Origin of the sequence: Nonomuraea recticatena (assembly GCF_039533245.1) — a bacterium.
Taxonomy (GTDB): domain Bacteria; phylum Actinomycetota; class Actinomycetes; order Streptosporangiales; family Streptosporangiaceae; genus Nonomuraea; species Nonomuraea roseola.
Window position 1 is genome coordinate 104,534 of the sequence record NZ_BAAATE010000002.1, and the last position, 24,242, is coordinate 128,775.

Annotated in this window: 23 protein-coding genes; 12 read left to right on the forward strand and 11 right to left on the reverse strand. The window is 70.3% G+C overall.

From position 1 onward, the window contains the following. The first annotated feature begins 2 nt into the window (after positions 1–2). Together ABFX50_RS03755 and ABFX50_RS03760 are read left to right on the forward strand one after the other, a co-directional pair. Positions 3–368 carry a hypothetical protein gene (locus ABFX50_RS03755; protein WP_183645744.1) on the forward strand — a complete coding sequence of 122 codons (366 nt, stop codon included), beginning with the start codon at positions 3–5 and terminating at the stop codon, positions 366–368. Beyond that, positions 365–1,855, forward strand: coding sequence for a sodium/solute symporter (locus tag ABFX50_RS03760; RefSeq protein WP_346143208.1), 1,491 nt, complete (start codon positions 365–367; stop codon positions 1,853–1,855). Before ABFX50_RS03755 ends, ABFX50_RS03760 begins: the two co-directional genes overlap by 4 nt. Here ABFX50_RS03760 and ABFX50_RS03765 read toward each other — a convergent pair. Then, positions 1,815–2,834, reverse strand: a complete 1,020-nt coding sequence (locus ABFX50_RS03765) for a LacI family DNA-binding transcriptional regulator (RefSeq protein ID WP_346143210.1) — start codon at positions 2,832–2,834, stop codon at positions 1,815–1,817. The genes ABFX50_RS03760 and ABFX50_RS03765 overlap by 41 nt on opposite strands. A gap of 11 nt (positions 2,835–2,845) precedes the next feature. Between ABFX50_RS03765 and ABFX50_RS03770 the strand changes: the two genes are divergently transcribed. The 6 genes from ABFX50_RS03770 (at position 2,846) to ABFX50_RS03795 (ending at position 9,088) form a co-directional block, all read left to right on the forward strand. Next, positions 2,846–4,009, forward strand: a complete 1,164-nt coding sequence (locus tag ABFX50_RS03770; protein WP_346143212.1) for a trans-sulfuration enzyme family protein — start codon at positions 2,846–2,848, stop codon at positions 4,007–4,009. Positions 4,010–4,038: 29 nt separating this feature from the next. Then, positions 4,039–5,292: an ABC transporter substrate-binding protein gene (locus ABFX50_RS03775; protein ID WP_346143214.1), complete on the forward strand. Its 1,254-nt coding sequence runs from the start codon at positions 4,039–4,041 to the stop codon at positions 5,290–5,292. Beyond that, a complete protein-coding gene (locus tag ABFX50_RS03780; protein WP_346143216.1) occupies positions 5,259–6,179 on the forward strand; it encodes a carbohydrate ABC transporter permease in 921 nt (306 codons plus the stop codon). Before ABFX50_RS03775 ends, ABFX50_RS03780 begins: the two co-directional genes overlap by 34 nt. Further along, a complete protein-coding gene (locus tag ABFX50_RS03785; protein ID WP_346143218.1) occupies positions 6,176–6,997 on the forward strand; it encodes a carbohydrate ABC transporter permease in 822 nt (273 codons plus the stop codon). Before ABFX50_RS03780 ends, ABFX50_RS03785 begins: the two co-directional genes overlap by 4 nt. Positions 6,998–7,199: 202 nt before the next feature. Then, entirely contained in the window at positions 7,200–7,490 is a 291-nt protein-coding gene (locus ABFX50_RS03790; RefSeq protein ID WP_346143220.1) for a DUF485 domain-containing protein, read from the forward strand. Next, the gene (locus ABFX50_RS03795; RefSeq protein ID WP_346143222.1) at positions 7,487–9,088 is read left to right on the forward strand and encodes a solute symporter family protein; all 1,602 of its coding nucleotides are present in this window, start codon (positions 7,487–7,489) and stop codon (positions 9,086–9,088) included. The genes ABFX50_RS03790 and ABFX50_RS03795 overlap by 4 nt, the downstream gene beginning before the upstream one ends. A gap of 54 nt (positions 9,089–9,142) precedes the next feature. Here ABFX50_RS03795 and ABFX50_RS03800 read toward each other — a convergent pair whose 3' ends face one another. Then, positions 9,143–10,069, reverse strand: coding sequence for an aldo/keto reductase (locus tag ABFX50_RS03800; protein ID WP_346143224.1), 927 nt, complete (start codon positions 10,067–10,069; stop codon positions 9,143–9,145). 35 nt (positions 10,070–10,104) lie between these two features. On the opposite strand from ABFX50_RS03800, the gene ABFX50_RS03805 reads away from it, so the two are divergent. Then, entirely contained in the window at positions 10,105–11,079 is a 975-nt protein-coding gene (locus ABFX50_RS03805) for an alpha/beta hydrolase (RefSeq protein ID WP_346143226.1), read from the forward strand. Here the strand turns inward: ABFX50_RS03805 and ABFX50_RS03810 are convergent. Together ABFX50_RS03810 and ABFX50_RS03815 are read right to left on the reverse strand one after the other, a co-directional pair. Continuing rightward, positions 11,063–12,565 (reverse strand): MFS transporter, encoded by a 1,503-nt coding sequence (locus ABFX50_RS03810; RefSeq protein WP_346143228.1) that lies wholly within the window; start codon positions 12,563–12,565, stop codon positions 11,063–11,065. The genes ABFX50_RS03805 and ABFX50_RS03810 overlap by 17 nt on opposite strands. Then, entirely contained in the window at positions 12,562–13,122 is a 561-nt protein-coding gene (locus tag ABFX50_RS03815; protein WP_183645733.1) for a TetR/AcrR family transcriptional regulator, read from the reverse strand. The genes ABFX50_RS03810 and ABFX50_RS03815 overlap by 4 nt, the downstream gene beginning before the upstream one ends. A gap of 119 nt (positions 13,123–13,241) precedes the next feature. Between ABFX50_RS03815 and ABFX50_RS03820 the strand changes: the two genes are divergently transcribed. Then, positions 13,242–13,838 carry a TetR/AcrR family transcriptional regulator gene (locus tag ABFX50_RS03820; protein WP_183645732.1) on the forward strand — a complete coding sequence of 199 codons (597 nt, stop codon included), beginning with the start codon at positions 13,242–13,244 and terminating at the stop codon, positions 13,836–13,838. Between the two features lie 16 nt (positions 13,839–13,854). Here the strand turns inward: ABFX50_RS03820 and ABFX50_RS03825 are convergent, their stop codons facing one another. Continuing rightward, positions 13,855–14,643, reverse strand: coding sequence for an SDR family NAD(P)-dependent oxidoreductase (locus ABFX50_RS03825; RefSeq protein WP_346143231.1), 789 nt, complete (start codon positions 14,641–14,643; stop codon positions 13,855–13,857). Positions 14,644–14,740: 97 nt separating this feature from the next. Here ABFX50_RS03825 and ABFX50_RS03830 point away from each other — a divergent pair, with 97 nt between their 5' ends. Continuing rightward, positions 14,741–15,250 (forward strand): MarR family winged helix-turn-helix transcriptional regulator, encoded by a 510-nt coding sequence (locus ABFX50_RS03830; protein ID WP_346143233.1) that lies wholly within the window; start codon positions 14,741–14,743, stop codon positions 15,248–15,250. Here the strand turns inward: ABFX50_RS03830 and ABFX50_RS03835 are convergent. From ABFX50_RS03835 to polX, 4 genes are all read right to left on the reverse strand, one after another. Further along, positions 15,247–16,698: a WS/DGAT/MGAT family O-acyltransferase gene (locus ABFX50_RS03835; RefSeq protein WP_346143235.1), complete on the reverse strand. Its 1,452-nt coding sequence runs from the start codon at positions 16,696–16,698 to the stop codon at positions 15,247–15,249. The two genes, ABFX50_RS03830 and ABFX50_RS03835, sit on opposite strands and share 4 nt — an antisense overlap. Positions 16,699–16,849: 151 nt before the next feature. Continuing rightward, the gene (locus tag ABFX50_RS03840; RefSeq protein ID WP_346143237.1) at positions 16,850–17,905 is read right to left on the reverse strand and encodes a sulfite oxidase; all 1,056 of its coding nucleotides are present in this window, start codon (positions 17,903–17,905) and stop codon (positions 16,850–16,852) included. Positions 17,906–17,945: 40 nt separating this feature from the next. Continuing rightward, entirely contained in the window at positions 17,946–18,674 is a 729-nt protein-coding gene (locus ABFX50_RS03845; protein WP_346143239.1) for a class I SAM-dependent methyltransferase, read from the reverse strand. 45 nt (positions 18,675–18,719) lie between these two features. Beyond that, positions 18,720–20,402, reverse strand: coding sequence for a DNA polymerase/3'-5' exonuclease PolX (gene polX, locus ABFX50_RS03850; protein ID WP_346143241.1), 1,683 nt, complete (start codon positions 20,400–20,402; stop codon positions 18,720–18,722). A gap of 103 nt (positions 20,403–20,505) precedes the next feature. Between polX and ABFX50_RS03855 the strand changes: the two genes are divergently transcribed. Next, positions 20,506–23,025 (forward strand): M14 family zinc carboxypeptidase, encoded by a 2,520-nt coding sequence (locus ABFX50_RS03855; RefSeq protein ID WP_346143243.1) that lies wholly within the window; start codon positions 20,506–20,508, stop codon positions 23,023–23,025. 94 nt (positions 23,026–23,119) lie between these two features. On the opposite strand, the gene ABFX50_RS03860 is transcribed toward ABFX50_RS03855, so the two are convergent. Beyond that, a complete protein-coding gene (locus ABFX50_RS03860; RefSeq protein WP_346143245.1) occupies positions 23,120–23,542 on the reverse strand; it encodes an aldo/keto reductase in 423 nt (140 codons plus the stop codon). Between the two features lie 105 nt (positions 23,543–23,647). Beyond that, positions 23,648–24,205, reverse strand: a complete 558-nt coding sequence (locus ABFX50_RS03865; RefSeq protein ID WP_346143247.1) for a DUF6461 domain-containing protein — start codon at positions 24,203–24,205, stop codon at positions 23,648–23,650. Positions 24,206–24,242 lie beyond the last annotated feature (37 nt).

Below are 24,242 nucleotides of genomic sequence, written 5' to 3' on the forward strand. Positions count from 1 at the left end.
TGATGACCAGGCGCAGAGTCACGGTCATGAGCCCGCGCACGGCCGCCGCGCGCAGGCCCCGCTACCCGGTCAGCAGGGAGATCGACGAGCAGACCCACCTCGGTGAGGTCTACATGCGCTCGCTGCTGCGCACGCAGTTCAGGCTCGCGCTGCTCGTCTGCACCGTGCTGGCCTGCGTGGTGCTGGGGCTGCCGATGCTGTTCCTGCTCGTGCCCGAGCTGCGGGCGGTGCACCTGGCGGGGGTGCCGCTGCCGTGGGCGGTGCTGGCGGGACTGATCTACCCGATGTTCGTCGCGGGGGCCTGGCTGTACGTCCGGCAGGCCGAGCGCAACGAGCGCCACTTCGAGGACCTGGTCGAGCGGCAATGAGCCTGGCCGCCGTCGTCATCGTGGTGGTCGCGGCGATCCTGATCGGCGCGTTCGGTCTGCGTCTGTCGCGCACGACCTCCGACTTCTACGTGGCCTCCCGAACGGTCACCCCGCTGTGGAACGCCTCGGCCATCGGCGGGGAGTACCTGTCGGCCGCCTCCTTCCTCGGCATCGCGGGCCTCATCCTCACCCATGGCGCGGACATGCTGTGGCTGCCCGTCGGCTGGACCGGCGGCTACCTGGTGCTGCTGGTGCTGGTCTCGGCGCCGCTGCGCCGCTCGGGCGCCTACACCCTGCCCGACTTCGCCGAGTCGCGCCTGGAGTCGATGGCCGTGCGCAGGACGGCCAGCGTGCTGGTGGTGCTGATCGGCTGGCTCTATCTCATGCCGCAGTTTCAAAGCGCGGGCATCGTGCTGCGCGCGATCACGGGGGCGCCCGGCTGGGTGGGCGGTCTGGTGGTCGCCGTGGTGGTGGCGGTCAACGTGCTGTCGGGAGGGATGCGCTCGATCACGTTCGTGCAGGCCTTCCAGTACTGGCTCAAGCTCACCGCGCTCGCCGTCCCCCTGGTCTTCCTGCTGATGGCCTGGCGGTCGGGCGGCGCGCCCGGGCTGTCGGAGCACGACATGGCGCACTGGCAGCTGCCGCTGTCCAGCGCCAAGGAGTACGGGCTCTACTCGACCTACTCGCTGATCCTGGCCACCTTCCTCGGCACGATGGGGCTGCCGCACGTGCTGGTGCGCTTCTACACCAACCCCGACGGGCGGGCGGCCCGCCGTACGACGTTGGTGGTGCTGTCGCTGCTGGGCGCCTTCTACCTGCTTCCCGCGCTCTACGGCTGGCTGGGCAGGATCTACGCTCCCGACGTGGCGGGCACCGACGCGGTGGTGCTGACGCTGCCCGGCAGGGTGATCGGCGGCACGCTCGGCGACGTGCTGACGGCGCTGGTCACCGCGGGCGCCTTCGCGGCGTTCCTGTCGACCTCCTCGGGGCTGACGGTGTCGGTGGCGGGCGTGATCGCGCAGGACCTGCTGGGCGGCGGCGCGGTGCGCGCCTTCCGGCTGGCGACGCTGATGGCCGTGGCCGTGCCCCTGGCGCTGGCCGTGTGGGCCAGGGCGCTGCCGGTCGCCGACGTGGTCGGGCTCGCCTTCGCCGTGGCGGCCTCGTCCTTCTGCCCGCTGCTGGTGCTGGGCATCTGGTGGCGCAGGCTGTCGTCGACGGGGGCGCTGGCGGGATTGTTCGTGGGCGGGGGGCTGGCGTGCGCGGCGGTGATGGCGCAGATCACCGGCGGGCCGTACGGCGGGCTCGTGGGCGCGCTGCTGGCCCAGCCCGCGGCCTGGACGGTGCCGATCGCCTTCTTCGTCATGGTCGTGGTCTCGTTCCTGACCCCGCACCGCGTCCCGCTGGGGGTGGCCAGGACGATGGTCCGCCTGCACACCCCCGAGACGCTCAACCTCGACCGCGGCGACTGGCGCTCTCGCTCGTCGTGACGGGCAGCTCGCCCGAGCCGCGCACCACCAGCTCGACCGGCACCCTGACCATGCGCGCGGGCCCGCCGTCCAAGAGCAGGTCGACGGCGGTACGGCCGAGCAGCGCGGTGTCGTAGCGCACCACGCTCACCCCCGGGTCGAAGACGTCGGCCAGCGCGAAGTCGTCGAACCCCACGAACGCGGGCCTCTCGCGGCGCGTCCTCAACGCCTGGAGGATCCCGATCGCCGCCCTGTTGTTGGTGGCGAAGAAGGCCGTGGGCGGGTCGGGCAGCTCCAGCAGCCTGTCGACCTCGCGCGCGGCCCGCCAGGGGTCGAACACCCCGCTGGTCACGAGCGACTCGTCCACCGTGCCGAGGGCCTCGCGGTAGCCGCGCGCCCTGTCGTGCACCGAGCTGAGGTTCTCGTCGTCGGAGATGAGCGCGATGCGCCGGTGCCCCCGCGCCATCAGGTGCTCGGTGGCCAGGCGCCCGCCCTTGAAGTCGTCGAGCAGCACCGCGCTGGACTCGGGCAGCCCCGCGGGCACCCTGTCCACGAACACCGCGCGAAGGCCGCCGCCCAGCAGTTCGGCCAGCCAGCCGTGGCCGCCTGCCGACGGCACCAGGATGAGGGAGTCGACGCCGCGCGCGAACATCGACTCCACGAGCATCCGCTCCCGCTCGGGCCGCTCCTCGTAGGAGCCGAAGACGACCAGCGCCTCGTGCTCGGCCGCCGCGCTCTCCACGGCGGCGGCCAGGTGGGCGTAGAACTGGTTGGAGATGTTCTCCATCACCAGCCCGATCGTCAGCATCGCCGCGCCCCTGGCCAGGCGGCTGGCGGCCTCGTTGCGGCGGAAGCCGAGCGCGTTGATCGCCTCCTGCACCCTGCGCTGCAGCGGCCCGCTGACGTGCGGCTCCTGGTTGACCACCCGCGAGACCGTCTTGAGGCTCACCCCCGCGTGCCTGGCCACGTCCGCCATGGTGGGTCTCTGGCGCGCTGTCATAGTGTCCCCCCATGAACGATGACTGGATCTGCGGCAGGCTGGGCGAGGACGAACCGTGGGCGCTGGGCGCGGTCAATCCGCCGGTGTTCGAGAACTCCCTGTTCACCTTCGAGACGGCGGGCGACCTCGCCGAGGCGATCAAGGACGAGGACGAGCGCTACGTCTACTGGCGCGGCACCAACCCGACCGTCGACCTGGCCCAGCGCAAGCTGGCGGCGCTGGAGCGCGCCGAGCGGGCCAAGTGCTTCGGCTCGGGCATGGGCGCGATCTCGGCGACCGTCTCGTCGCTGGTGTCGGGGGGCGACCACGTGCTGGTGCTGGGCGCCATCTACGGGCCCACCACGCAGTTCCTTCGCTACCTGGAGAAGTTCGGCGTCACGCACACACATGTCGGCGACCCCGCCGGTCTTGACAGCGCTATCAGAGCGAACACGCGAGTACTCTACTTCGAGTCGCCCTCCTACATGAGCTACCGCGTGGTGGACATCCCCGCCGTGACCGCGTGGGCCTCGGGTCACGGGCTGGTGTCCGTGATGGACAACACGTGGTCCACGCCGCTGTTCCAGAAGCCGCTGACCATGGGCGTCGATCTGGTGATCCATTCGCTGTCGAAGTACGTGGGGGGCCACAGCGACCTCGTCGGCGGGGTGGTGGCCGGCTCCGCCGAGCTGATCAGGCCGATCGCGCTGACGGAGTACCAGCTGTACGGCGCGGCGATGTCCCCGCACGACGCGGCCAAGGTGATCAAGGGGTTGCGCACGCTGCCCGTCAGGATGGCCGCCCACCAGGAGCGCGGCCTGGCCGTCGCGGCCTTCCTCGACCGGCACGAGGCGGTGCGCGCCGTCCACCATCCGGGGCTGGCCTCCCACCCCGACCACGAGCTGGCGAGGCGGCAGATGGCGGGCTTCTCCAGCGTCTTCGGCCTCGAGCTCGACACCGACGAGCGGCAGGTCGTGGCCGCCTTCCTCGACGGGCTGAAGGTCTTCAGGATCGGGGTGTCGTGGGGCGGGTTCGAGAGCCTGGTCGCCGCGCCCGCGCTGACCACCGAGGAGTCGGTGCGCGTCACCATGGGCATCCCCGTCGGGCTGGTGCGCCTGTCGGTGGGTCTCGAGCCTGCGGACACGCTCGTCGAGGATCTGGCTCTAGCGCTGGAGGGGGTTGTGCGCCTAGCTTGAGTGACAGCGCTGTCACCCAGGAGGCACCCATGAGAACTCCCCTCCTCGCGGCCCTGGCCGCCGCCACTCTGACGATCGCCGCGTGCGGCTCGGGCTCCTCGTCCGACGGCGGCGGCACGGTCAGGCTCCGCATGATCGAGAGCCTGACCAGCCCTGACAGGACCAAACTGATGAAGAGCCTGCTCGCCGACTTCGAGAAGGCCAACCCCGGCGTGGAGGTGGAGCTCATCTCGCCGCCCCTCGACAGCGCCGACCAGAAGATCACCCAGATCCTGCAGACGAAGAAGGACCTGGACGTGCTGGAGGTGCGCGACCACACGGTCAAGTCCTTCTCCAACAACGGCTGGCTGGCCGAACTGCCCACCACGCAGTGGGCCGGCTGGCAGGACCTCACCGAGCTGGCCAGGAAGAAGGCCGTGGAGGTGGGCGGCAAGCCGTACCTGATTCCCTACGGCTTCTACCAGCGGGCGCTGTTCTACAGGACCGACTGGGGGATGACCAAGCCGCCCGCCACCTGGGAGGAGCTCTACCAGGAGGGCAAGAGGATGACCACGGGGGAGCGGTTCGGCTACTCCTTCAGGGGCGGCAAGGGCGGCGCCGACTACGCGGTCCAGATGATCAGCGCCTACAACGGCGAGGCGCTGGACCCCGAGAAGTCCTTCTACCTGAAGGACAAGAAGACGATTTTCTCCACGCCCGAGGCGGCCCAGGCGCTCGACCTGTTCGTGAAGATCTTCAAGGAGGCGTCGCCGCCGGACTCGGTCTCGTGGGGCTACCCGGAGATGGTCCAGGGCTTCACCTCGGGGGTCACCGGCATGCTGATCCAGGACCCCGAGGTGATCAAGACGGTCGAGGAGAGCGGCGTCACCTCCTGGTCGACGGCGCCCATCCCCAAGGGCCCGACCGGCTACGCCTTCCAGCCCGTCGGCTACGCCGGATGGGGCGTCACCTCCTTCAGCGCCCACAAGGCCCAGGCCGTCAAGCTGGTGCAGTTCCTGTCGGAGGCGCAGCAGAGCCTGCGCTTCGCCAAGGGCAACTCGCTGATCCCGATCTCGTCCTCGGCGCAGAACGACCCGCAGTTCTCGCAGGGCGCGTGGAAGGCCTACCTGGAGGCGCAGAAGGACCCCAAGCAGGTCATCACGATCAGGCCGGTCGACTCGCCGGGATGGAGCCAGTTCCTCGTCGACTCCGACCGTGACGTCCAGGCGCTGCTGACCGGCAAGAAGAGCACGGCCGAGGTGCTGAAGGCGTGGGACGAGTTCTGGACGGGTCAGGCTTCGTGAGCCGTCCCGCCTTCACCGCGAGGAAGGCAGGGCTCATCGCGCTGTGCCTGCTGCCCGGCGTGGCCTTCGTCGCGGTCTTCACCTACTACCCGATGGTGCGCGGCAGCGTCATCGCCTTCCAGCGCTACAACCTCTTCGACCTGACCTCGACGCCGTTCGTGGGCCTGGAGAACTTCAGGGCGGTGCTGGCCGAGGAGCGGTTCTGGACGGCGCTGCGCAACACCGGCCTCTGGGTGGGCGTGTCGCTGTTCTTCCAGTTCCTCCTCGGTTTCGGTCTGGCCCTGCTGCTGCGCAGGCACTTTCGCGGCAGGGGGCTCTACCAGGCGTGGGTGTTCTTCCCCTGGGCGATGTCGGGCTTCCTGATCGGGCTGCTGTGGCGGTGGATGTTCAACGGCCAGTTCGGCGTGATCAACGACCTGCTGCTGCGCACCGGGATCATCGACACCCGCATCGGCTTCCTGTCCTCGCCCGGCTGGGCCATGACGTCGGTGATCGTGGCCAACGTCTGGTACGGCGTGACCTTCTTCGCGATCATGATCATGGCGGCGCTGCAGTCGGTGCCGCGAGAGCTGTACGAGGCGGCCGCGGTGGACGGCGCCTCGCGCCTGCGCCAGTTCTGGCACGTGACGCTGCCGCACATCCGCCCGACGCTGGCGCTGATCGTGCTGCTGCGGGTGATCTGGATCCTGAACTTCCCCGACCTCATCTACTCGATGACCGGCGGAGGGCCCGCGGGCTCCACGGACATCGTCACGACCTTCCTCATCCAGCAGGTGATGGGCGGCGACTACGGCAGGGCGGGCGCGGTCGGCTTCCTGGTGCTCGGTCTGCTGCTGTCCTTCAGCCTGTTCTACCTCAACGCCACACGCTTCGAGAGGTCGCGATGATCCTGAGGAGAGCGGCCAAGGCGATCGTGCTCGGCGTCTGGCTCCTGATCACGGTCTTCCCGCTGTACTGGATCGTCATCACCTCGCTCAAGCCCAAGAGCGAGATCTTCTCCATGCCGCTGCGCTACTGGCCGGCCGAGGTGACCTTCGAGCACTACGCCGAGCTGTTCTCCTTCGCCGACTTCGACCTCTACCTGCTCAACAGCCTCCTGGTGGCGCTGGTCTCCGCCGCGGTGGTCACCGTGATCGGGGTGCTCGGCGGCTACGTGCTGGCCCGCTTCGACTTCCCCGGCAGGGGCGCGCTGATGCTGGCCTTCCTCGTCACGCAGATGATCCCGCTGTTCATCGCGCTGGGCCCGCTCTACCTGCTGATGTCCGACCTCGGCCTGCTCAACAGGCTGGCGGGGCTGATGGTCGTCTACATCGCCATGCTGGTGCCGTTCTGCACGATCATCATGCGGGGCTTCCACGAGCGGGTCCCCGTCGCGCTGGAGGAGGCCGCGCAGGTGGACGGGGCCTCCAGGCTCCAGGCGATGGTCAGGGTGATCCTCCCGGTCATGCTGCCGGGGGTCGCGGCCACCTTCATCTTCGCCTTCGTCCAGGTGTGGAACGAGCTGTTCCTGGCAATCACCTTCATCGACAGCGAGGACGCCAAGACCGTGCCGGTGGCGATGAACTCCTTCATCACCCAGTACGACATCGACTGGGGGTCCATGGCGGCGGCCACCGTGGTGTCGGTGGTGCCGACGCTGGTGCTGTTCGCCGCGATCCGGCGCTACATCGTCGAGGGGCTGACGGCGGGGGCGGTGAAGGGGTGAGACCGCTCACCGCGCAAATCGGACCATTCATCGCAACCTGACTTCAGCTGGTCGCCACGCCGTGGCGGCTCACCGAACAGGCGGACTCACCCCCTCCACGCCGGGTAGTTTGCCCTCTTACCTTGTGCGTGATCCGCATCACACTCCCCGGAGGGCTTGAGCTGTGACTACCAGAGAACATGACTCTTCTGTCTATGAACAGGTGCAGGCCAGCAGTGAGTTCCAGGAGCTGAGGCGGCGCTTCAGGGCGTGGACCTTCCCGATGACCGCGGCGTTCCTGTCCTGGTACCTGCTGTACGTGGTCCTGTCGGGCTGGGCGCGCGACTTCATGGGCATCAAGGTCCTTGGCAACATCAACATCGCGCTCATCTTCGGACTGCTCCAGTTCGTCTCGACCTTCTGGATCGCGTGGGCCTACGCCAGGCACATGGAGAAGAAGCTCGACCCCATCTCCGACAAGCTCCGCCACGAGGTCGAGGAGAAGGCCAAGTGACTCTCTCCGCCGTCCTCTTCCTCGTCTTCGTCGTCGCGACGCTGGGCATCACCTTCTGGGCCAGCCGTCAGACGAAGACCGCCGCCGACTACTACGCGGGCGGCCGCTCCTTCACCGGCTTCCAGAACGGCCTGGCGATCGGCGGCGACTACATGTCGGCCGCCTCGTTCCTCGGCATCGCGGGCATCATCGCGCTGTCGGGCTACGACGGCTTCCTCTACTCCATCGGCTTCCTAGTGGCCTGGCTGGTGGCTCTGCTGCTGGTGGCCGAGCTGATGCGTAACTCGGGCAAGTTCACGATGGCCGACGTGCTGGCCTTCAGGATGAGCCCGCGCCCCGTCCGCACCGCGGCGGGTGTCTCCACGATCGTGGTGAGCATCTTCTACCTGCTGGCCCAGATGGTCGGCGCGGGCGCGCTGGTCGGCCTGCTGCTCGGCGTCACCGACCCGGCCCAGAAGAACCTGGTCATCGTCGGCGTCGGCGTCCTCATGATCATCTATGTGGTCGTGGGCGGCATGAAGGGCACCACCTGGGTGCAGATCGTCAAGGCGGTCCTGCTGATGGGCGGCGCGGCCCTGGTCACGCTGCTGGTGCTGGGCAAGTTCGGTTTCAACCTGTCGGCCCTGCTCGGCGACGCCGCCACGCAGAGCGGCAAGGGCGAGGCCTTCCTCAAGCCTGGTCTGAAGTACGGCACCGAGGCGCAGGGACTGGCCGGCAAGCTCGACCTGATCAGCCTCGGCCTCGCGCTCGTCCTCGGCACGGCGGGCCTGCCGCACATCCTCATCCGCTTCTACACCGTGCCCACCGCCAAGGACGCCCGCAAGTCGGTGCTGTGGGGCATCGGCATCATCGGCACCTTCTACCTGCTGACCCTCGTCCTCGGCTTCGGCGCCGCCGCCGTGGTCGGGACGAAGGCCATCACCGCGGGGGACAAGGCGGGCAACACCGCGGCTCCCATGCTGGCCCAGCGGATCGGCGAGGACATCTTCGGCCCCATCGGCGGCACGATCCTGCTGGCTCTCATCGGCGCCGTCGCCTTCGCCACCATCCTCGCGGTGGTCGCAGGACTCACCCTCGCCTCCTCCTCCAGCTTCGCCCACGACCTGTACGCCCACGTGTTCAGGCGCGGCACCGCCAGCGAGCGCCAGGAGGTCGTGGTCGCCAAGGTGTCGGCGTTCGTCATCGGCGCGGCCTCCATCGGCCTCGGCATCCTGGCCCAGGGGCAGAACGTCGCCTTCCTGGTGGCGCTGGCCTTCGCGGTGGCCGCCTCCGGCAACCTGCCCGCGATCCTCTACAGCCTGTTCTGGAAGAGGTTCAACACCGTGGGGGCGGTGTCGGCCATCTACGGAGGACTGGTCTCCGCGCTCATCCTGGTGATCTTCTCGCCGGTGGTGTCGGGCTCGGCGACCGCGCTGTTCAAGGACGCCAACTTCGCCTGGTTCCCGCTGTCGAACCCGGGCCTGATCTCCATCCCTGTCGGCTTCTTCTGCGGCTGGCTCGGCACCGTGCTGAGCAAGGAGTACAACGCCGCCAAGTACGCCGAGATCGAGGTCCGCTCGCTGACCGGTGTCGGCGCCGAGCAGGCGGTCAAGCACTGACCGTCGCCGCCTCGAAGGGCCGGGCTCACCGCGAGCCCGGCCCTTTCGCGTATGTCAGCGCGAGGCCCGGTCGAGCAGCGCCAGCTCGTCGGCTCCGAGCTTCAGGTGGACGGCCTCGAGCAGCGGCTTGAGCTGCTCGGCGTTTCGCGCGCTGGAGATCGGCGCGGCGACGGTCGGCTGGGCCAGCAGCCAGGACAGCGCGACCGTGGCCTGCTCGACGCCCCTGCCCGCGGCGACCGTGGCCAGCGCCTCCAGGACGCGGGGGCCGCGCTCGGTCTCGAGATACTCCGCCGCCTTTCCCGCGCGCGGGCTGTCGACGGCGGCGCCGCCGGCGTACTTGCCGGTCAGGAAGCCGCGGGCCAGGCCGTAGTACGGCGTGCTCGACAGCCCCTCACGGGCCACCACCTCGCGCAGCTCGCCCTCGTAGCCGCGCTCGACGAGGTTGTAGGGCTGCTGGAGCGCCATGTAGCGGGCCATGCCCTCGTCGTCGGAGATGCGCAGCGCCTCGGCCAGCCGTGCCGCGCCGTAGTTGGAGGCGCCGAGGTAGCGCACCTTGCCCTCGCGCACCAGCGCGTCGAAGGCGGCCAGCGAGTCGGCCAGCGGCGTGTCCCGGTCGTCGACGTGCGCCCAGTACAGGTCGATGCGGTCGGTGCGCAGGCGGCGCAGGGAGTTCTCCACCGCGGTGCGGATCGTGGAGGGCGACAGGCCCTCGAGGCCGGCCAGCATGCCGACCTTGGTGGCCAGGACGATCGAGTCGCGGTTGCCGCGCTCGGCCATCCACTCGCCGATGACGATCTCCGAGGTGGACTCTCCCGTGGCCCAGCTCGGGTACACGTCGGCGGTGTCGATGAAGTTGCCGCCGGCCTCGACGTAGGCGTCGAGCACGGCGAAGGAGGCCTCACGGTCGGCGGTCCAGCCGAAGGTGTTGGTGCCCAGGCACAAAGGGAACACGGACAGAGCCGTGGTGCTGATCGATCTCATCCGGCTATTATGCGCGGGTCTCATAAGGAGGCCCGATGGCGGCCAGGGTCCTGGCGGCGGGCGGCCTGCTCGCGCTGGTCGTGGCGGTCGCGGTCGTCCTGCTCCTGAACAACGGCGGCCGGCAGGAGCGCGGCCCGCTGAACCGCGACGTCCCCGCCGAACGCGACGCGGAGCCCGCCGTCACCGAGCGGCGGCTCGACGACCGGCGGATGGAGCTGACGATCGAGTCGGCGGCGCTCGGCGCCACCACCAGGGTCAGGCTGCTGCTGCCCAAGGGGTGGTCGCGCGAGGCCGACCGCACCTGGCCCGTGCTGTGGCTGCTGCACGGAGGGTTCGACAGCTACACCTCGTGGACCTCGAGGACCGACGTCGACGATCTCACCGAGGACACCGGCGTCATCGTGGTCATGCCCGACGGCGGCAGGTGCGGCAGCTACTCCGACTGGTGGAACGGCGGCAGCGGCGGCCCGCCCCGCTGGGCGACCTACCACCTCAAGGAGCTGCTGCCGCTGCTGGAGACGCGCTACAGGGCGGGCGGGCGGCGCGCCGTGGCCGGCTACTCGATGGGCGGGCAGGGGGCGATGCTCTACGCCGCCGAGGGCCACTTCCAGGCGGCGGCCTCCTTCAGCGGGGCCGTCCACATCCTGGCGCCAGGGGTGCCGCAGGCGGTCATGGCGGGCACCACGTTCGGCTGCCCCGGCACCGACTGGAAGCGCGTCTGGGGCGACCCCGACGAGCAGCGCGCGGTTTGGCGCGCGCACAACCCCTACGACCAGGCCGAACGGCTCAGGGGCGTCCGCCTGGTCGTCGCCTCGGGGACGGCCGAGCTGTGGGAGGACCCCGCCGAGCACCTGGCGGGAAAGGCGGGCAGGGCCTTCGCCGCCAGGCTCGGCGAGCTGGGCATCGAGGTGGAGACGCACTTCTACAGGGGCAGGCACGACCACGCCCACTGGCAGAGGGAGCTGCGCCGCGCCTACCCCACGCTGATGCGCGCTATCGGTGCTCGGTGAGGCTCAGCGCGCGGGGGGTGAGCCACCACACCGCGACGCCGGCGACCAGCAGCAGCGCCGCTCCCGCGGCCCCCGTGACCGCGAGCGACTCGGTGAAGGCGGTCTGCGCCTGCCGGGCCAGCTCGGCCCCCGTGGCTCCGGCCTCCCGCGCCGCCTCCAGCGCCGAGCCCAGGGACTCCTCGACGGCCTGCGCGGGCATGCCCTCGGGAACCGTCAGCCGCGACCGGTAGAAGGCGGTGGCGAGGCTGCCGAGCACCGCGACGCCGAGCGTGCCGCCCAGCTCGTAGCTCGTCTCCTCGATGGCGGCCGCGCTGCCCGCCTTCTCGGGCGGTGAGCCCGCCATGATCACCGCCGACGCGATGGCCAGCGAGCCCATGCCCGCTCCGACCAGCAGCAGCGCCAGCGCGACCGCGCCGTAGCCGAGCGGGCTCGGCGCGACGAACAGCACCAGGAAGCCCGCCCCCGCCACCAGCAGGCCGCCCGCCAGCACGGTGCGCGCGCCGATCCTGGCCGCCAGCGCGGGCGCCAGCGGCGACAGCACGAAGGCGCCGAGCGCGGTCGGCAGCATCCGCACGCCGGTCTCCAGCGGCGAGTAGCCCTGCACCAGCTGCATCCACTGCGCCAGCAGCAGCATCATCGCGGCCATGGCGATCGAGGTGGTCAGCGCGGCGACCGTGCCCGCGCTGAAGGACGGGCTGCCGAACAGGCGGATCTCCAGCAGCGGATCCTTCCTGGTCAGGCAGCGCCTGACGAACCAGCCCAGCAGGACGGCCGCCGAGGCCAGCGCGACCCAGCCGCCCACGTCGCCGGCGTGCTTGACGCCGTAGACGAGGGCGACCATGCCGGCGATCGACAGCAGGGTGCCGAGCGCGTCCCAGCGGCCGGGGTTCGGGTTGCGCGACTCGGGCAGCAGCATCAGCCCCGCCACGATCGCGAGGGCCATCACGGGCACGTTCACCAGGAACGCGGCGTGCCAGCTGAAAGCCTCCAGCAGCAGCCCGCCCAGGATCGGGCCGAGCGCGGCGCCGAGGGCGGCCATCGCCGACCAGATGCCGAGCGCGGTGGCCCGCTCCCTGGGGTCGGTGAACAGGGTGCGGATCATGGAGAGCGTGGACGGCATGATCATCGCGCCGCCCACGCCGAGCAGCGCCCTGAGCGCGATGAGGGCGGCGGGATCCCTCGCCCACACCACCGCCACCGAGGCCGCGCCGAACAGCGCGAAGCCGCTGATCAGCATCTTCCTGCGACCCCACCGGTCGCCCAGCGCGCTCACCGTGACGAGCAGGCCTGAGACCGCCAGCGAGTAGGCGTCGACCATCCACAGCAGCTCGATCGCGTCGGGCCGCAGGTCCTCGGAGATGGCGGGCAGCGCCACGTTGAGGATCGTCATGTCCATGACCACGAGCAGCAGGCTCACCGACAGGACGGCCAGTGCCGCCCACCGCCGCCTGCGGCTCAACAGGCCGCTGTCCTGCAGCTGGGTCATCGGCCCATGCCCTTGAGGAAGGTGTCGACGAGCAGGCCGGTCGCGTCCCTTCTGGCCACGTCACCCCTGCGCAGGCTCTCCCTGACCGCGACCAGCAGGCCGTACACCGCGTTGCCCACCCACCGCACCGGCAGCTCGGCGCGCAGCACGCCGGCCCGCTGGGCGGCGGCGAACAGCGCCATCTCGCGCCCCTCCAGCTCCTCGAGCTTGCGCAGCAGATCGGGGTCGACCTCCATGGCGGGGTCGGTGAGCGCGAAACCGTGCTCGTCGGCCATGTCCACGAGGTTGACGAGCAGGTCGCGCAGCGTGGCGGCCAGCCGCGCGGGGTCGCTCTCCTGGGCGGCTGAGGTGAGGTCGAGGGCGTCCTGCACCTGCTCCCAGCGCTCCAGCGCCCGCCTGCCGAGGGCGACGAGCAGGTCGTCGCGGCTGGAGAAGTGGCGGTGGAGGGTGGCCCTGCTGACCCCCGCCGCCTCGGCCAGCTCGGCCATGGAGGCGGTGGGGTGGGAGTTGAGGTGGTGGATCGCCGCCGTGACGATCTGCTCGGCGGTCACTGCCATGATACTTCCCCGTATCTTTTGCGACATTTATGTCTCAAACTATACACGAGTCTCTCATGAACGGTGATCTCCCCTTGACGGCAGGTCCTGCACGGCGAGGCCCCGGCTATCGTTCGGCTGTGGACCAGACCTCACCGCACCCCGACGAGCCAGGCCCACCCGCCAAGGAGTTCGCAGGAGGCGACTCCCGCACGCGGATCCTCGACGCGGCGGAGGAGCTGTTCGCGGGTGGCGGCTACGCCGCGACGCCCACCTCGCTGATCGCCAAGCTGGCCAAGGTCCCCAAGGGGCTGCTGTTCCACTACTTCCCCCGCAAGATCGACGTCCTGGTCGCCCTGGTCGACGAGCGGACGCTGGTGGAGGAGGGGCGTGAGGTCGAGGCGGTGCCGGGGGACGCGGCCCGCACGCTGTCCAGGCTCGCCAGGCGGCTGCCGCTTCGGGCCTCGCCCGCGATGCGGCGCATCCTGTTCAGGGAGGCCGACACGCACGGCTCGGTGCGCGAGCGGCTGGGGCGGCTGAACGGCGAGCTGATCGGGCGCTCCAGGTTCGCGCTGGAGCTGGCGCTGCCCGGGGCCAGGGGCGACAGGGCGCGGCTGGAGGTGGCCGCGGCGACCTTCGCCGCGGTGCTGCTCTACCAGGAGAACCTCTGCCAGCTCACCGGGCACCAGATCGACGCCGACGCCGTGGCCGACCTCATCGCCCACTCGCTCGCCTGACCGCCCCGCCCCCTCGCTAACCGCCGAGGTGCGGAGCGCGCGCGGCGGAGGAGCCGTCCCTGACCAGCTCGCCCGTCAGGTTGCCGTTGGCGCCCGAGCCCAGGAACACCACGATCCTGGCCACGTCGTCGGCGTCGGAGAGCCTGCGGGTGGGCGTCGCGGCGGCCAGCGCCTCGACGACGAACTCGGGGATGGGCGGGCGGCTCTCGGTCAGGGTGAAGCCGGGCGCCACGACGTTGACCAGGATCCCGTCCCTGCCGCCGTTCCATGCGAGGCTGCGGGCGAGCCCGTACAGGCCCGACTTCGCGGTGCCGTACGGGCCCGGTCCCGGCAGGCCCTCCTCCGCGACGCCCGAGGAGATCAGCACGATGCGGCCCCAGCCCTTGGCGCGCATGCCGGGAAGGACCGCGCTGACGGAGGCGGCGGCCCCGACCAGGTTGGCGTTGATCATCGCCTCCCACTCCTTCAGCGGCACGTCCTCGAACCGGACGCCCGGCTCCGGCGGTGCGTCACCGCCCCAGCGGACGGCGTTGGCCACCAGGACGTCGACGTCGCCCCAGTGCCCGGCGACGGCCTCGACGGCCCTGGCGACGCTCGGCAGGTCCTCGAGGTCGAGCCGCACGACGTACGCGTGCCCGCCCGCGGCCTCCACCTCGGCCGCCACCTTCTCGGCCTTGTCCCTGCCGCTCCTGTAGGTGATCGCCACCCGGGCGCCCTCGCGTCCGAAGGCGCGGGCGGTCGCCGCCCCGATGCCGCTCGACGCGCCGGTGACCAGGACCACGCGATCCCTGAGTTCGGTGTCCACGCTGATTCCTCTCAACTTCAGATGATCTGAGATTGAAATCAATATAAGCCCAGATGGTTTCAAGTCAAGATGATTTGTTCTTGCTATCATGGGCGTCATGACCGCCGCCCCCGCCGCCGACGACTCGCCAGGCAGCTGGCTGCACGAGGACCTGCACTGGTCGTTCGCCAGGTTGAAGCAGGGCCTGTCCACCGCCGAGAGCGCGGTGGTCAGGGAGCACGGGATGAGCCTGTGGGGCTACACGGTGCTGATGGCGATCGTCGAGGCCCCCGCCCGCACCCAGCTCGCCCTCGCCCAGGCGGTGTCGGTCGACAAGAGCAAGCTGGTGGTCATCCTCGACGAGCTCGAGGGCGCGGGGCTGGTCGTGCGCAGGCCTGATCCCGCGGACCGCAGGGCGCGCATCATCGAGGTCACACCCGAGGGCGGCCGGGCGCTCAAGGCCGCCAGAGGCGACATCGAGGCTGTCGAGGAGCGGCTCCTGGGCGGCCTCGACACCCAGGAGCGGGCCGTGCTGAGGAAGGCGCTGCGCCATCTCGTCGGCGCGCCCATCCTGGCGATCGAGGACGGCAGGCAGGCCGAGAGCGCCTGCCCTCCCTCAGGCCCCTAGACCGGCGCGAGATCCCTGGTGAGGAAGGTGAGCTCGTCCATCGCCGTGCGCAGGTGGTGCATCAGCCGCCACACGTCGTCCACGCGATCGGGGCAGGCCACGACGCCGAAGTCGAGCACGCCGTCGTAGGAGAAGCAGGTGATGTTGACCCCGCCGCTCAGATCCGTCAGCACCGACAGCGGGTAGTACGACAGCACCCGCCCTCCGCACAGGTACAGGGGGAACTGCGGCCCTGGCACGTTGCTGATGATCAGATTGATCGGCGGGAACGCCACCGAGGCCAGCCTGAAGACCGCGGGGGTCAGCGCGGAGACCGGCGAGGGCAGCATCGCGCACAGCTCGTGGAGCCAGGTCGCGGGAGACATCGCGAACCTGCGCTTGGCGGTGCTCATCGCCTCGGCCGTCGCCCTCAGCCGCTCGCCGGTGTCGGCGACGTGCGTGGCCATCGGAATGATCATCGCCGAGATCTGGTTGCCCGCGCAGTCTCGCGCGCTGGCCGTGCGCACGGCCACCGGCACCGCGGCGATCAGCGGCTGGTCGGGCAGCGCGCCGCGCTCGTCGAGCCAGGCGCGCAGCGCCGACGCGCACAGCGCCATGACGATGTCGTTGACGCTCATCCCGTAGCTCTTGGCGACGTGCTTGACCTCCTTCAGCGGCACCGAGCCGTAGGCGAACCTGCGCTCGGCGCTGATCGGCCCGTTGAACGGGGTGTGCGGGACGGCCAGCGAGGGCAGGTCGGGCCTGGAGCGCTCGTCGCCCGTGACGAAGCGGGCCGCCCTGGCGATCAGCCTGGAGCCCGGCAGCGTGGCCACCACGGGGATCGCGTCGAGGTCGCCTGCCGCCCTGACCAGCGAGCGCACCGCCCGCGCCGGGTGTGTCACCGTGCGCACGGCGGCGCCCGCCAGCATGTCGAGCACGTGCGGGGCCTCGGGCGGCGGGCACGAGGGCGGCTCCACCGAGCGCGGCTCGGGGGAGAGGTCGAGCAGCGCGGCCAGCGTCTCGGCGCCCGAGACCCCGTCGATGGCCGCGTGGTGGACCTTGGTGTAGACCGCGACCCTGCCGCCGGACAGCCCGGTGATCAGGTGCATCTCCCACAGCGGATGATCGCGGTTCAGGTGCCGCGCGTGCAGCCGGGCGACGGTGTCGGCCAGCTGGGTGTCCTCGCCCGGCGCCTCGAGCTCGGTCTCGAACAGGTGGTTGTCGATGGAGAAGTCGGGATCGGGCGCCCAGTAGGGATGGTCGAGCCCGAACGGCACCTCCGTCACCCGCAGGCTCAGCGCAGGAGACAGGTGCATCCGCTCCAGCAGCAGGGCCGCCAGACGCTCACGCGTGATCGTGCCCGAAGGTGCGCAGCTCGGGTCGAGGACGGCCACACCCGCGACGTGCGCGGCGGTCGTGGCGGACTCGGCGCTGAGGAACTGCGCGTCGAGCGCGGTCAGCTGCGTCATGGGGCCTCCCTTTCCGCGGTGGTGTCATGGTGACCCGCCAGGATTGCGAGTACGTTTCTGCGAGAGTCTTTCAGATGAATTCCAGAGCGCTTCCCAAGATTTCGGCTGACTTTTATGATGGTGCAGCTCAGCCGTCCGAAGTGATAATTCCCTATCCCCGGGTAACCATGATCGGATGTCTGACCACGGCGTCGAAGTGGTATCCGAAGGGGTGGCGCGCGGTACGCGGGGGCTGACCCGCGCCGGTCTCGTCGAGGGCTCTGGCGAGCAGGACGTGCGGCCCCACCTGGCGCGGGAACCAGGCGACGCTCCAGGTCAGCCAGGCGTCGCGCCGAGGACCCCGACGCTCGGCCGGGTGCCAGGTCGCGCCGTTGTCGGCGCTCGCCTCGACGTGCCCGACGCGCCCGTTGCCCGACCACGACCTGCCGCGCAACACGTGCGGCCGCCCCGCTTCGAGCACGGCCGGCCACGGCAGTTCGAAGGCGCTTTTCACCGTCATGGTCGTCACGCCGGGGTAAAAGAGGGTGTTCCACGGCGTGAACAACTCCGTGGTCGAGACCTCGAGGTCGCCCAGCCATTTCACCGAGGCGATTCCCGCCCACCCGGGAACGATGAGACGCGCGGGAAAACCGTGGTCCACGGGAAGAGGCTCGCCGTTCATCTCGTAGGCGACCAGGACGTCGTCCAGCGCCTTGCGCACCGGGATCGGACGGCGCACATGCCCGAGGTTCTCGCCCTCGTGGACGTAGGGCGCGTCGAGCCCGGTGGCCAGCACGTCCACGGCGCCCTCCCTGAGCCCCGCCATGGTCAGCAGGTCCCTGAGCGGCACGCCCCGCCAGCGCGCCACCCCGACCGCGCCGAGACCCCACTGGATGCCGGGGGCGGGCTCGTGCTGCTGGATGTCGTAGAAGCGGCGGGCGTTGCCCGCGCACTCCAGCGTCACGTCCACGCTGCGGGCGGGCATCGCGCGCAGCTGCCGGTAGTCCACCTCGACGGCGCGGCGCAGCCCTGGGCCGTGCAGGAGCAGCCGCCAGGTGGCCGCGTCGACGCGGGGGGTCGCGGTGTGGTTGCGGACGAAGAAGCGGTCGTTGGGCGTGTGGTACCCCTGACCCGCCATCGCCTCCCAGCGCGTCTCGGCGTTGCCGTCGTGGAGGGTGAACAGGTGGGAGGGCAGGGGTTTGACGATGGACTCGGTGGCCAGCCTCATGTATTCCCTATTCCCTACCAGTTAACCATCTAATCGTGGGTCAGCGCACCGCCACCAGGATCACGTCGTCGCCCATCTGCCAGACCGGCCCCACCTCGCCGAACCCCGCCTGCCGCAGCAGCTCACGATGGGTCCGCAGCGGCAGGTGGTGGTCGCCGCCGTGCGCGCCGAGCCTGCGCTCGCGTTCGGCGACCAGGTCGGCCAGCGCGGGTTCGGCCTCGACCGCGCGCCACCACGCCGACCAGTCCTCGCCCCCCGCCGTCATGGTGCGGCGCAGCGCCGTGGCCAGCGTGGCGACGGCCGGCTGCTCCTCCAGGACGTTGTCGGCGTTGACCAGCACCCCTCCGGGCCGAAGCAGCCCTCCCAGCTCCGCGTAGAGCGCGCCCAGCTGCTCCTTCGGCAGGTAGTGCAGGGCGGTGGTGGACACCACCGCGTCGACCTTGCGGTCGAGGCCGAGCGCGGCCGTCCAGCCGGGGGCGCGCAGGTCGGCGTCGACCAGACGGGAGATCTCCGGGTAGCCCGCCCTGCCGAGGGCCAGCAGCAGCGGGTCGACGTCCACGCCCACGACCTCGGCCGACGGCAGGCGCCGCGCCAGCCGTACCGACAGCGAGCCGGGGCCGCAGCCGACGTCGAGCACCAGGGGAGAGCCTGGCACCGCCTGGGCCACCACCTCCCCGATCGCGGCGAAGCGCGCCTCCCGATCGGCGACATAGCGCTCCTGCTGGGCGTCCCAGCGCTCCAGCCACACCTGGGCGAGCTCGGGTGTCATGACGATCCCCTCAAGTGGAAATGGTTTTCACTTTCGGGGAGCAGTCTAACGGCCGAAGAAGGCCAGCAGGCGCTCGAGCGGCCAGGTGTTGATCACGTCGTCGCCGGTGAGCCAGGCCCGCTGGGCGATGCCGATGCCGAAGCGCTGGTTGTCCAGGTGGGGGATGGCGTGGGAGTCGCTGTCGATGGAGAACTTCACCCCGTGGTGCCTGGCCAGCCTGACCAGGTCGGAGGGCAGGTCGGAACGGTCGGGGTAGGAGTCGATCTCCATCGCGGTGCCGGTGCGGGCCGCGGCGCGGAAGACCGCCTCCCAGTCGGCGTCGACAGAGGGGCGCTTGCCGATCTTGCGGGTGGTGGGGTGGCCGATGATGTCGACGTGAGGGTTCTCGCAGGCGGCGATGAAGCGCCTGGTCATCTCCTCGCGCGACTGCGTGAAGTGCGAGTGGACCGAGGCCACGCACACGTCGAACCCCTTCAGCACCTCGCCAGGCCAGTCGACCGACCCGTCGGGGGCGATGTTGAGCTCGGTGCCGTGCAGCAGCCGCATGTCAGGGTATTTCCGCTGCAGCTCCAGCAGGGCGCCGCGCTGGTCGAGGGCCTTGTCGAGGGTCATGCGCTGCATCGCCAGATCGGGCGCGTGGTCGGTGACCGCGTAGTAGGAGTAGCCGCGCGCGTGCGCCGCCGCCACCATGTCCTCCAGCGAGGCGATGCCGTCGGTCAGGTTGGTGTGGGTGTGGAGGTCGCCGCGCAGGTCGCCGAGCGTGACCAGGGTGGGCAGCTCGCCGCGCAGCGCGGCCCGCACCTCGCCGCCGTCCTCGCGCATGGCGGGCGGCACCCACTGCATGCCGAGCGCGGCGTAGATCTCCTCCTCGGTCCGCGAGGCGATCACCCGCTCGCCCTCGAACAGGCCGTACTCCGACAGCTTCCAGCCCTTCTTCACCGCCATCTCGCGGATGGTGACGTTGTGCTCCTTGGAGCCGGTGAAGTAGATCTGCGCCGCGCCCCACGACTCGGCGGGAACCCTGCGCAGGTCGACCTGCATGCCGCTGGTCGTGCGGATCGAGGTCTTCTTCTCGCCCGCCGCGATCACCTCGGCGACGTACGGCTGCGCCCTGAACTCCTCCATGATCGACTCGGGTGCCACGGCGAGGATGTCGATGTCGCCGATCGTGTCCTTCATCCGCCTGAGCGATCCCGCGTAGGCCAGCCGCTCGGCGCTCAGCGACGCCATGACGGTCTCGGCCAGCGACATCGCCACCCCGATGTGCACCCTGCGGCCCGACTGCTCCAGCTGCTCGACGCCCTTCACCAGGTTGGCGAGGGTCTTGGGGCCGAGGCCCTTGACGCCGTCGAGCCTGCCCGCGGCGATCGCCTCGGCCAGCCCTGCGGGGGAGTCGATGCCGAACTCCTCGAACAGCATGATGGCCGTCTTCGGGCCCAGCGACGGCACGCGGGTCAGCCTCCGCACACCGTCGGGCACCCTGCCGCGCAACGCGTCGAGCTGGCGGAAGCTGCCCCGCTGGAGGAACTCCTCCATCTTCAGCGCGATCGCCTCGCCCACCCCCGGCACGCTGCGCACGTCGACCTGCGAGATGTCCTCGGGGAAGCCGGCGATCGCCTTGGCCGCCTTCTGATAGCTGCGCACCCTGAAGGCGTCGCCGCCCGTGAGAGCGAACAACTCCGAATATTCCTGAAGGGCGGCAGCCGCCTCGTCGTTTGCCCGTGCCATGGGGCCAGCGTAGGGGAACGCTCTGACACTTCCAGATCACGGATCGGCGTGGATTGGATGTCACCCCTTGTGCCGCGTCGGGTGCGATCAGTACGAACAGAGCGTGCGCTTACGTGTCGTGATACCGCTGCTGTCCGTCCTTCTGCTGCCCGGCGGCACGGCCGCCGCCGACCCCACGCCCCCCGTACGCGACTTCGGCAACGGAGCCGACCGCAACGAGGAGGCCGCAGGCGTCGGCGAGTCCGCCGCCAAGACGCTGCGCGAGAGCGCGCCCGAACTGTCGTGGCGCCCCGACCACACCCGCGGCTACCCGCGCAGGACCACGCTCCCCGTCCCGCAGGAGAACCCCGCCGACGCCTCCATCAAGCTCGGCCTCGTCCCGCACCACGCCATCGCGGCCAAGCTCAACCAGCTGCAGGCCGTGGGTGACAGGGTCAGCGCCGAGGTGGTCGGCCGCTCGGCCGGCGGCAGGGACATGTACCTGGTCACCGTCACCGCCCCCGAGAGCGCCTCGGAGACCCGCAGGCAGGAGCGGCTGCGCCAGCAGATCGAGAACGGCCACCGCATCCAGGCCAGGACCTACAAGGCGCCCGTCTTCGTCAACGGCAACATCCACGGCAACGAGTGGGAGGGGACCGACGCCAGCCTGCGCGTCATCGAGGAGCTGGCCACCAGCACCTCTCCCCAGATCAAGGACCTGCTCGCCACCACGCGGCTGTACTTCAACATCACCGCCAACCCCGACGGCAGGGTGCTGGGCCAGCGGCCCAACGGCAACGGCTTCGACCTCAACCGCGACTTCGTCACCGCCTCGCAGCCCGAGACGCGGGCGATGCGCCAGATCATGATCGACAACCAGCCGGTCGTCATGATCGACCTGCACGGCTACGTCAACGGCACCCTGGTCGAGCCGACCACCCCGCCGCACGGCGCCAACTACGAGTACGACCTGTTCATCCAGAACGCCTACGCCAACGCGCTCGGCATCGAGCAGGCCATCCTCGCCCTCGGCTACACCTTCGAGAAGGACGGCACACACCCGCCGCAGATCCCCTTCCGCGACTCCGCCGAAGGCTGGGACGACTGGCCGCCGATCTTCACCCCGCAGTACGCCCCCTTCCACGGCGCGGTCGCCTCGCACACCATCGAGTTCCCGATGCGCGTCAACGGCACGGACTACACCACCCTGCCCCAGGCCGAGCTGCAGCGGCGCAGCCGCATCAACGTCGACATCGCCGCCGCCTCCATCAGGGCCACCTACACCTTCGTCCAGAACAACAGGGAGAGGCTGGTCGGCGACCAGATCGAGGTGTTCAGGCGGGGAGCTGCGGGTGAGCCCTCCAAGGAGGTGCCCCTCGGCATCGTCCCCGGCTTCGGCCCCGAGGACGTCTACACCACCACCTTCCCCCGCGCCTACGCCATCCCCTCGGGCACCCCCTCGGCCGCCACCCTGGTGGACTTCCTCCTCGCCAACGACGTGAAGGTCGAGCGGGCGCTGCTGCCCTTCCGCGCCGGCGGCAGGACCTACCCGCAGGGCACCTACGTCGTGGACATGCGCCAGCCCAAGCGCGGCCTGGCCAACGTCATGCTGGAGCCCGGCGCCGACATCAGCCCGAGGGTCGACGCCATGTACGACATCTCCGGATGGAGCCACGCCCTGCTGTGGGGCGCGGCGGTCGAGCCGATCACCGAGCGGCGCCTCCACGTGGTGGCCCAGCCGGTCAGGCTCGCCTCGCCCACCGGCCACGTGCCGCGCGGCGAAGGCCCCCTCTCGCTGAGGATCGACGACGCCAAGGCGGTGCGGGCCGTCAACGACCTGCTCGGCCAGGGTACGGCCGTCACCATGGCGGCCGACGGCAGCGCCGTCGTGCCCGCCTCGGCCCGGCAGGCGGCGAAGACGGTGGCCGACAGGTACGGCGTGCCGTTCACCAGGGCCGCCTCGACCGCGGGAACCCCGCTGTCCCGTGTCAGGATCGCCGCCGCGCTCTCCGCCGACGAGCTGTTCACGCTGCGCGAGCTGGGCTTCGCCGTCACGCCCGTCTCGACCACCGTGCTCAACAACGGTTTCGACTGGAGCGGCGTCGACGTGCTCTACGTCTCCAGCGGGCTGTCCTACGCCGCGCTCAACACCGCGGCCAGGACGGCGCTCGACGCCTTCATGACCAGGGGCGGTGTGGTCACCCGCGGCGGCACGGGCGCCGCCTTCAACGCCGCGGCGGGTCTGCTGACCGCCACCGCTGTGGCGGGCCGCTCCGACGCCAACGGCGTGGTCAATGTCTCCTCGGCCACGGGCCCCGTCGGCTCGGGCTCGCCCGCGCACTCCTTCGTCTTCTCACCGCGCTGGTTCACGGCGCTGGGCCCCGAGGTGCGGGTCGAACAGGCCTACGCCACCGAGGGACCGCTGGTGGCGGGCCACTGGCGGCCCAACCCCAGCGACGGCGGCGGCGGCCCCGAGGCCGCCAGAGGCCAGGCCGCGGTGGTCAGCGGCAGGGACGAGCGGGGCGCGGCCGTGGTGCTCTTCGGCACCGAGCCGATGTTCCGCAACCATCCGAAGGGCCTGTTCCCGCAGGTCGCCAGGGCGCTGTTCTGGACCTCCTCCACCGCGGACGTCCTGACCCCGTAGACGGGCTGCGTGGGCGTCCCCCCTCGCCCACGCCGCCAGCTCCGCGCGAGCCGGGCCGCTCCCCTCGAGCGGCCCGGCTCCCGCATTCCACCGGCTAGAACCGCACCTCACGGGCGCGGTACGGCTCGGCGAGGTAGTCGCGCTCCTTGTCGGTGAGGGCGACAGAGACCGCGGCCACCGCGTCGTCGATGTGCCTGTCCTTGGTCGCGCCCACGATCGGGGCCGTCACGCCCGGCTGTCCCAGCAGCCACGCCAGCGCCACCTGCGCGGCGGGCAGCCGGCGCTCACGTGCCACCTCGGCCACCCTGTCCAGGATGAGCGCGTCGTTGTCGGGGTCGTACAGGTAGTCGATCCTGCCGTCGGAGCCGCTGCGGGCGGTGCCCTCGCCCGACTGCCCAGCGCGGGCCAGCGTGCCGCGCGCCAGCGGGCTCCACGAGATCACCCCGACGCCCTGGTCGGCGCAGAGCGGCAGCATCTCCCTCTCCTTCTCCCTGTAGAGGAGGTTGTAGTAATGCACTTCATGCTAGATGTGGTCCATGACGCCGACAGCATCCCCCATCCCCGTCGTCTCCTACGCCCGCATCTCCGCCGACCTCAGGCGGGATGAACACGGTGTACAGGATCAGCACAAGGTCAACCGCCAGACAGCCGCGAGGTACGGCTGGACGGTCGTCCACGAGTTCACCGACAACGACCGATCGGCGGCCAAGGCGGACATCGTGCGGGTCGGCTCAACGAACCCTGGCTCGTCGCCGTCGATGACCATCCCCAACTCAACGACGTCGGCAGCCAGGCGGTCTGGATCGGTGCCCTCACGATAGCGGTAGCTGGACAGGCCGAAGGTGGTGATCAGGCGGCCATCCTCGTAATAGGCGAAGTCGGCCCTATTGATCGTTACGTGTACGGCTGCTGCGGATGAGCCTTCAGACAGTATGTCGGACTTGTTGTGGACAATGCCTCCCCAGCCGTATTCGATCAGGACTGTTCCTCCACGTGCTGGACATGCTGCGACGCCGAATCCCTCTCCGACCAAGGGGCTGCTGGGGATGACGTCGATCCGTCGCAAGGCTTCTTCGGGGGACATGTCCCGTACGAAGCTGACGCAGAGCCAGGTCTCTCCCACGCCATCTGTGAACTCCTGATAGAGCCACTCGTAGGTTGCCGCTGTCGCCTTGCTCATGGACGCGAGCCTCCCGTAGTTGGACAATCTCGACGAT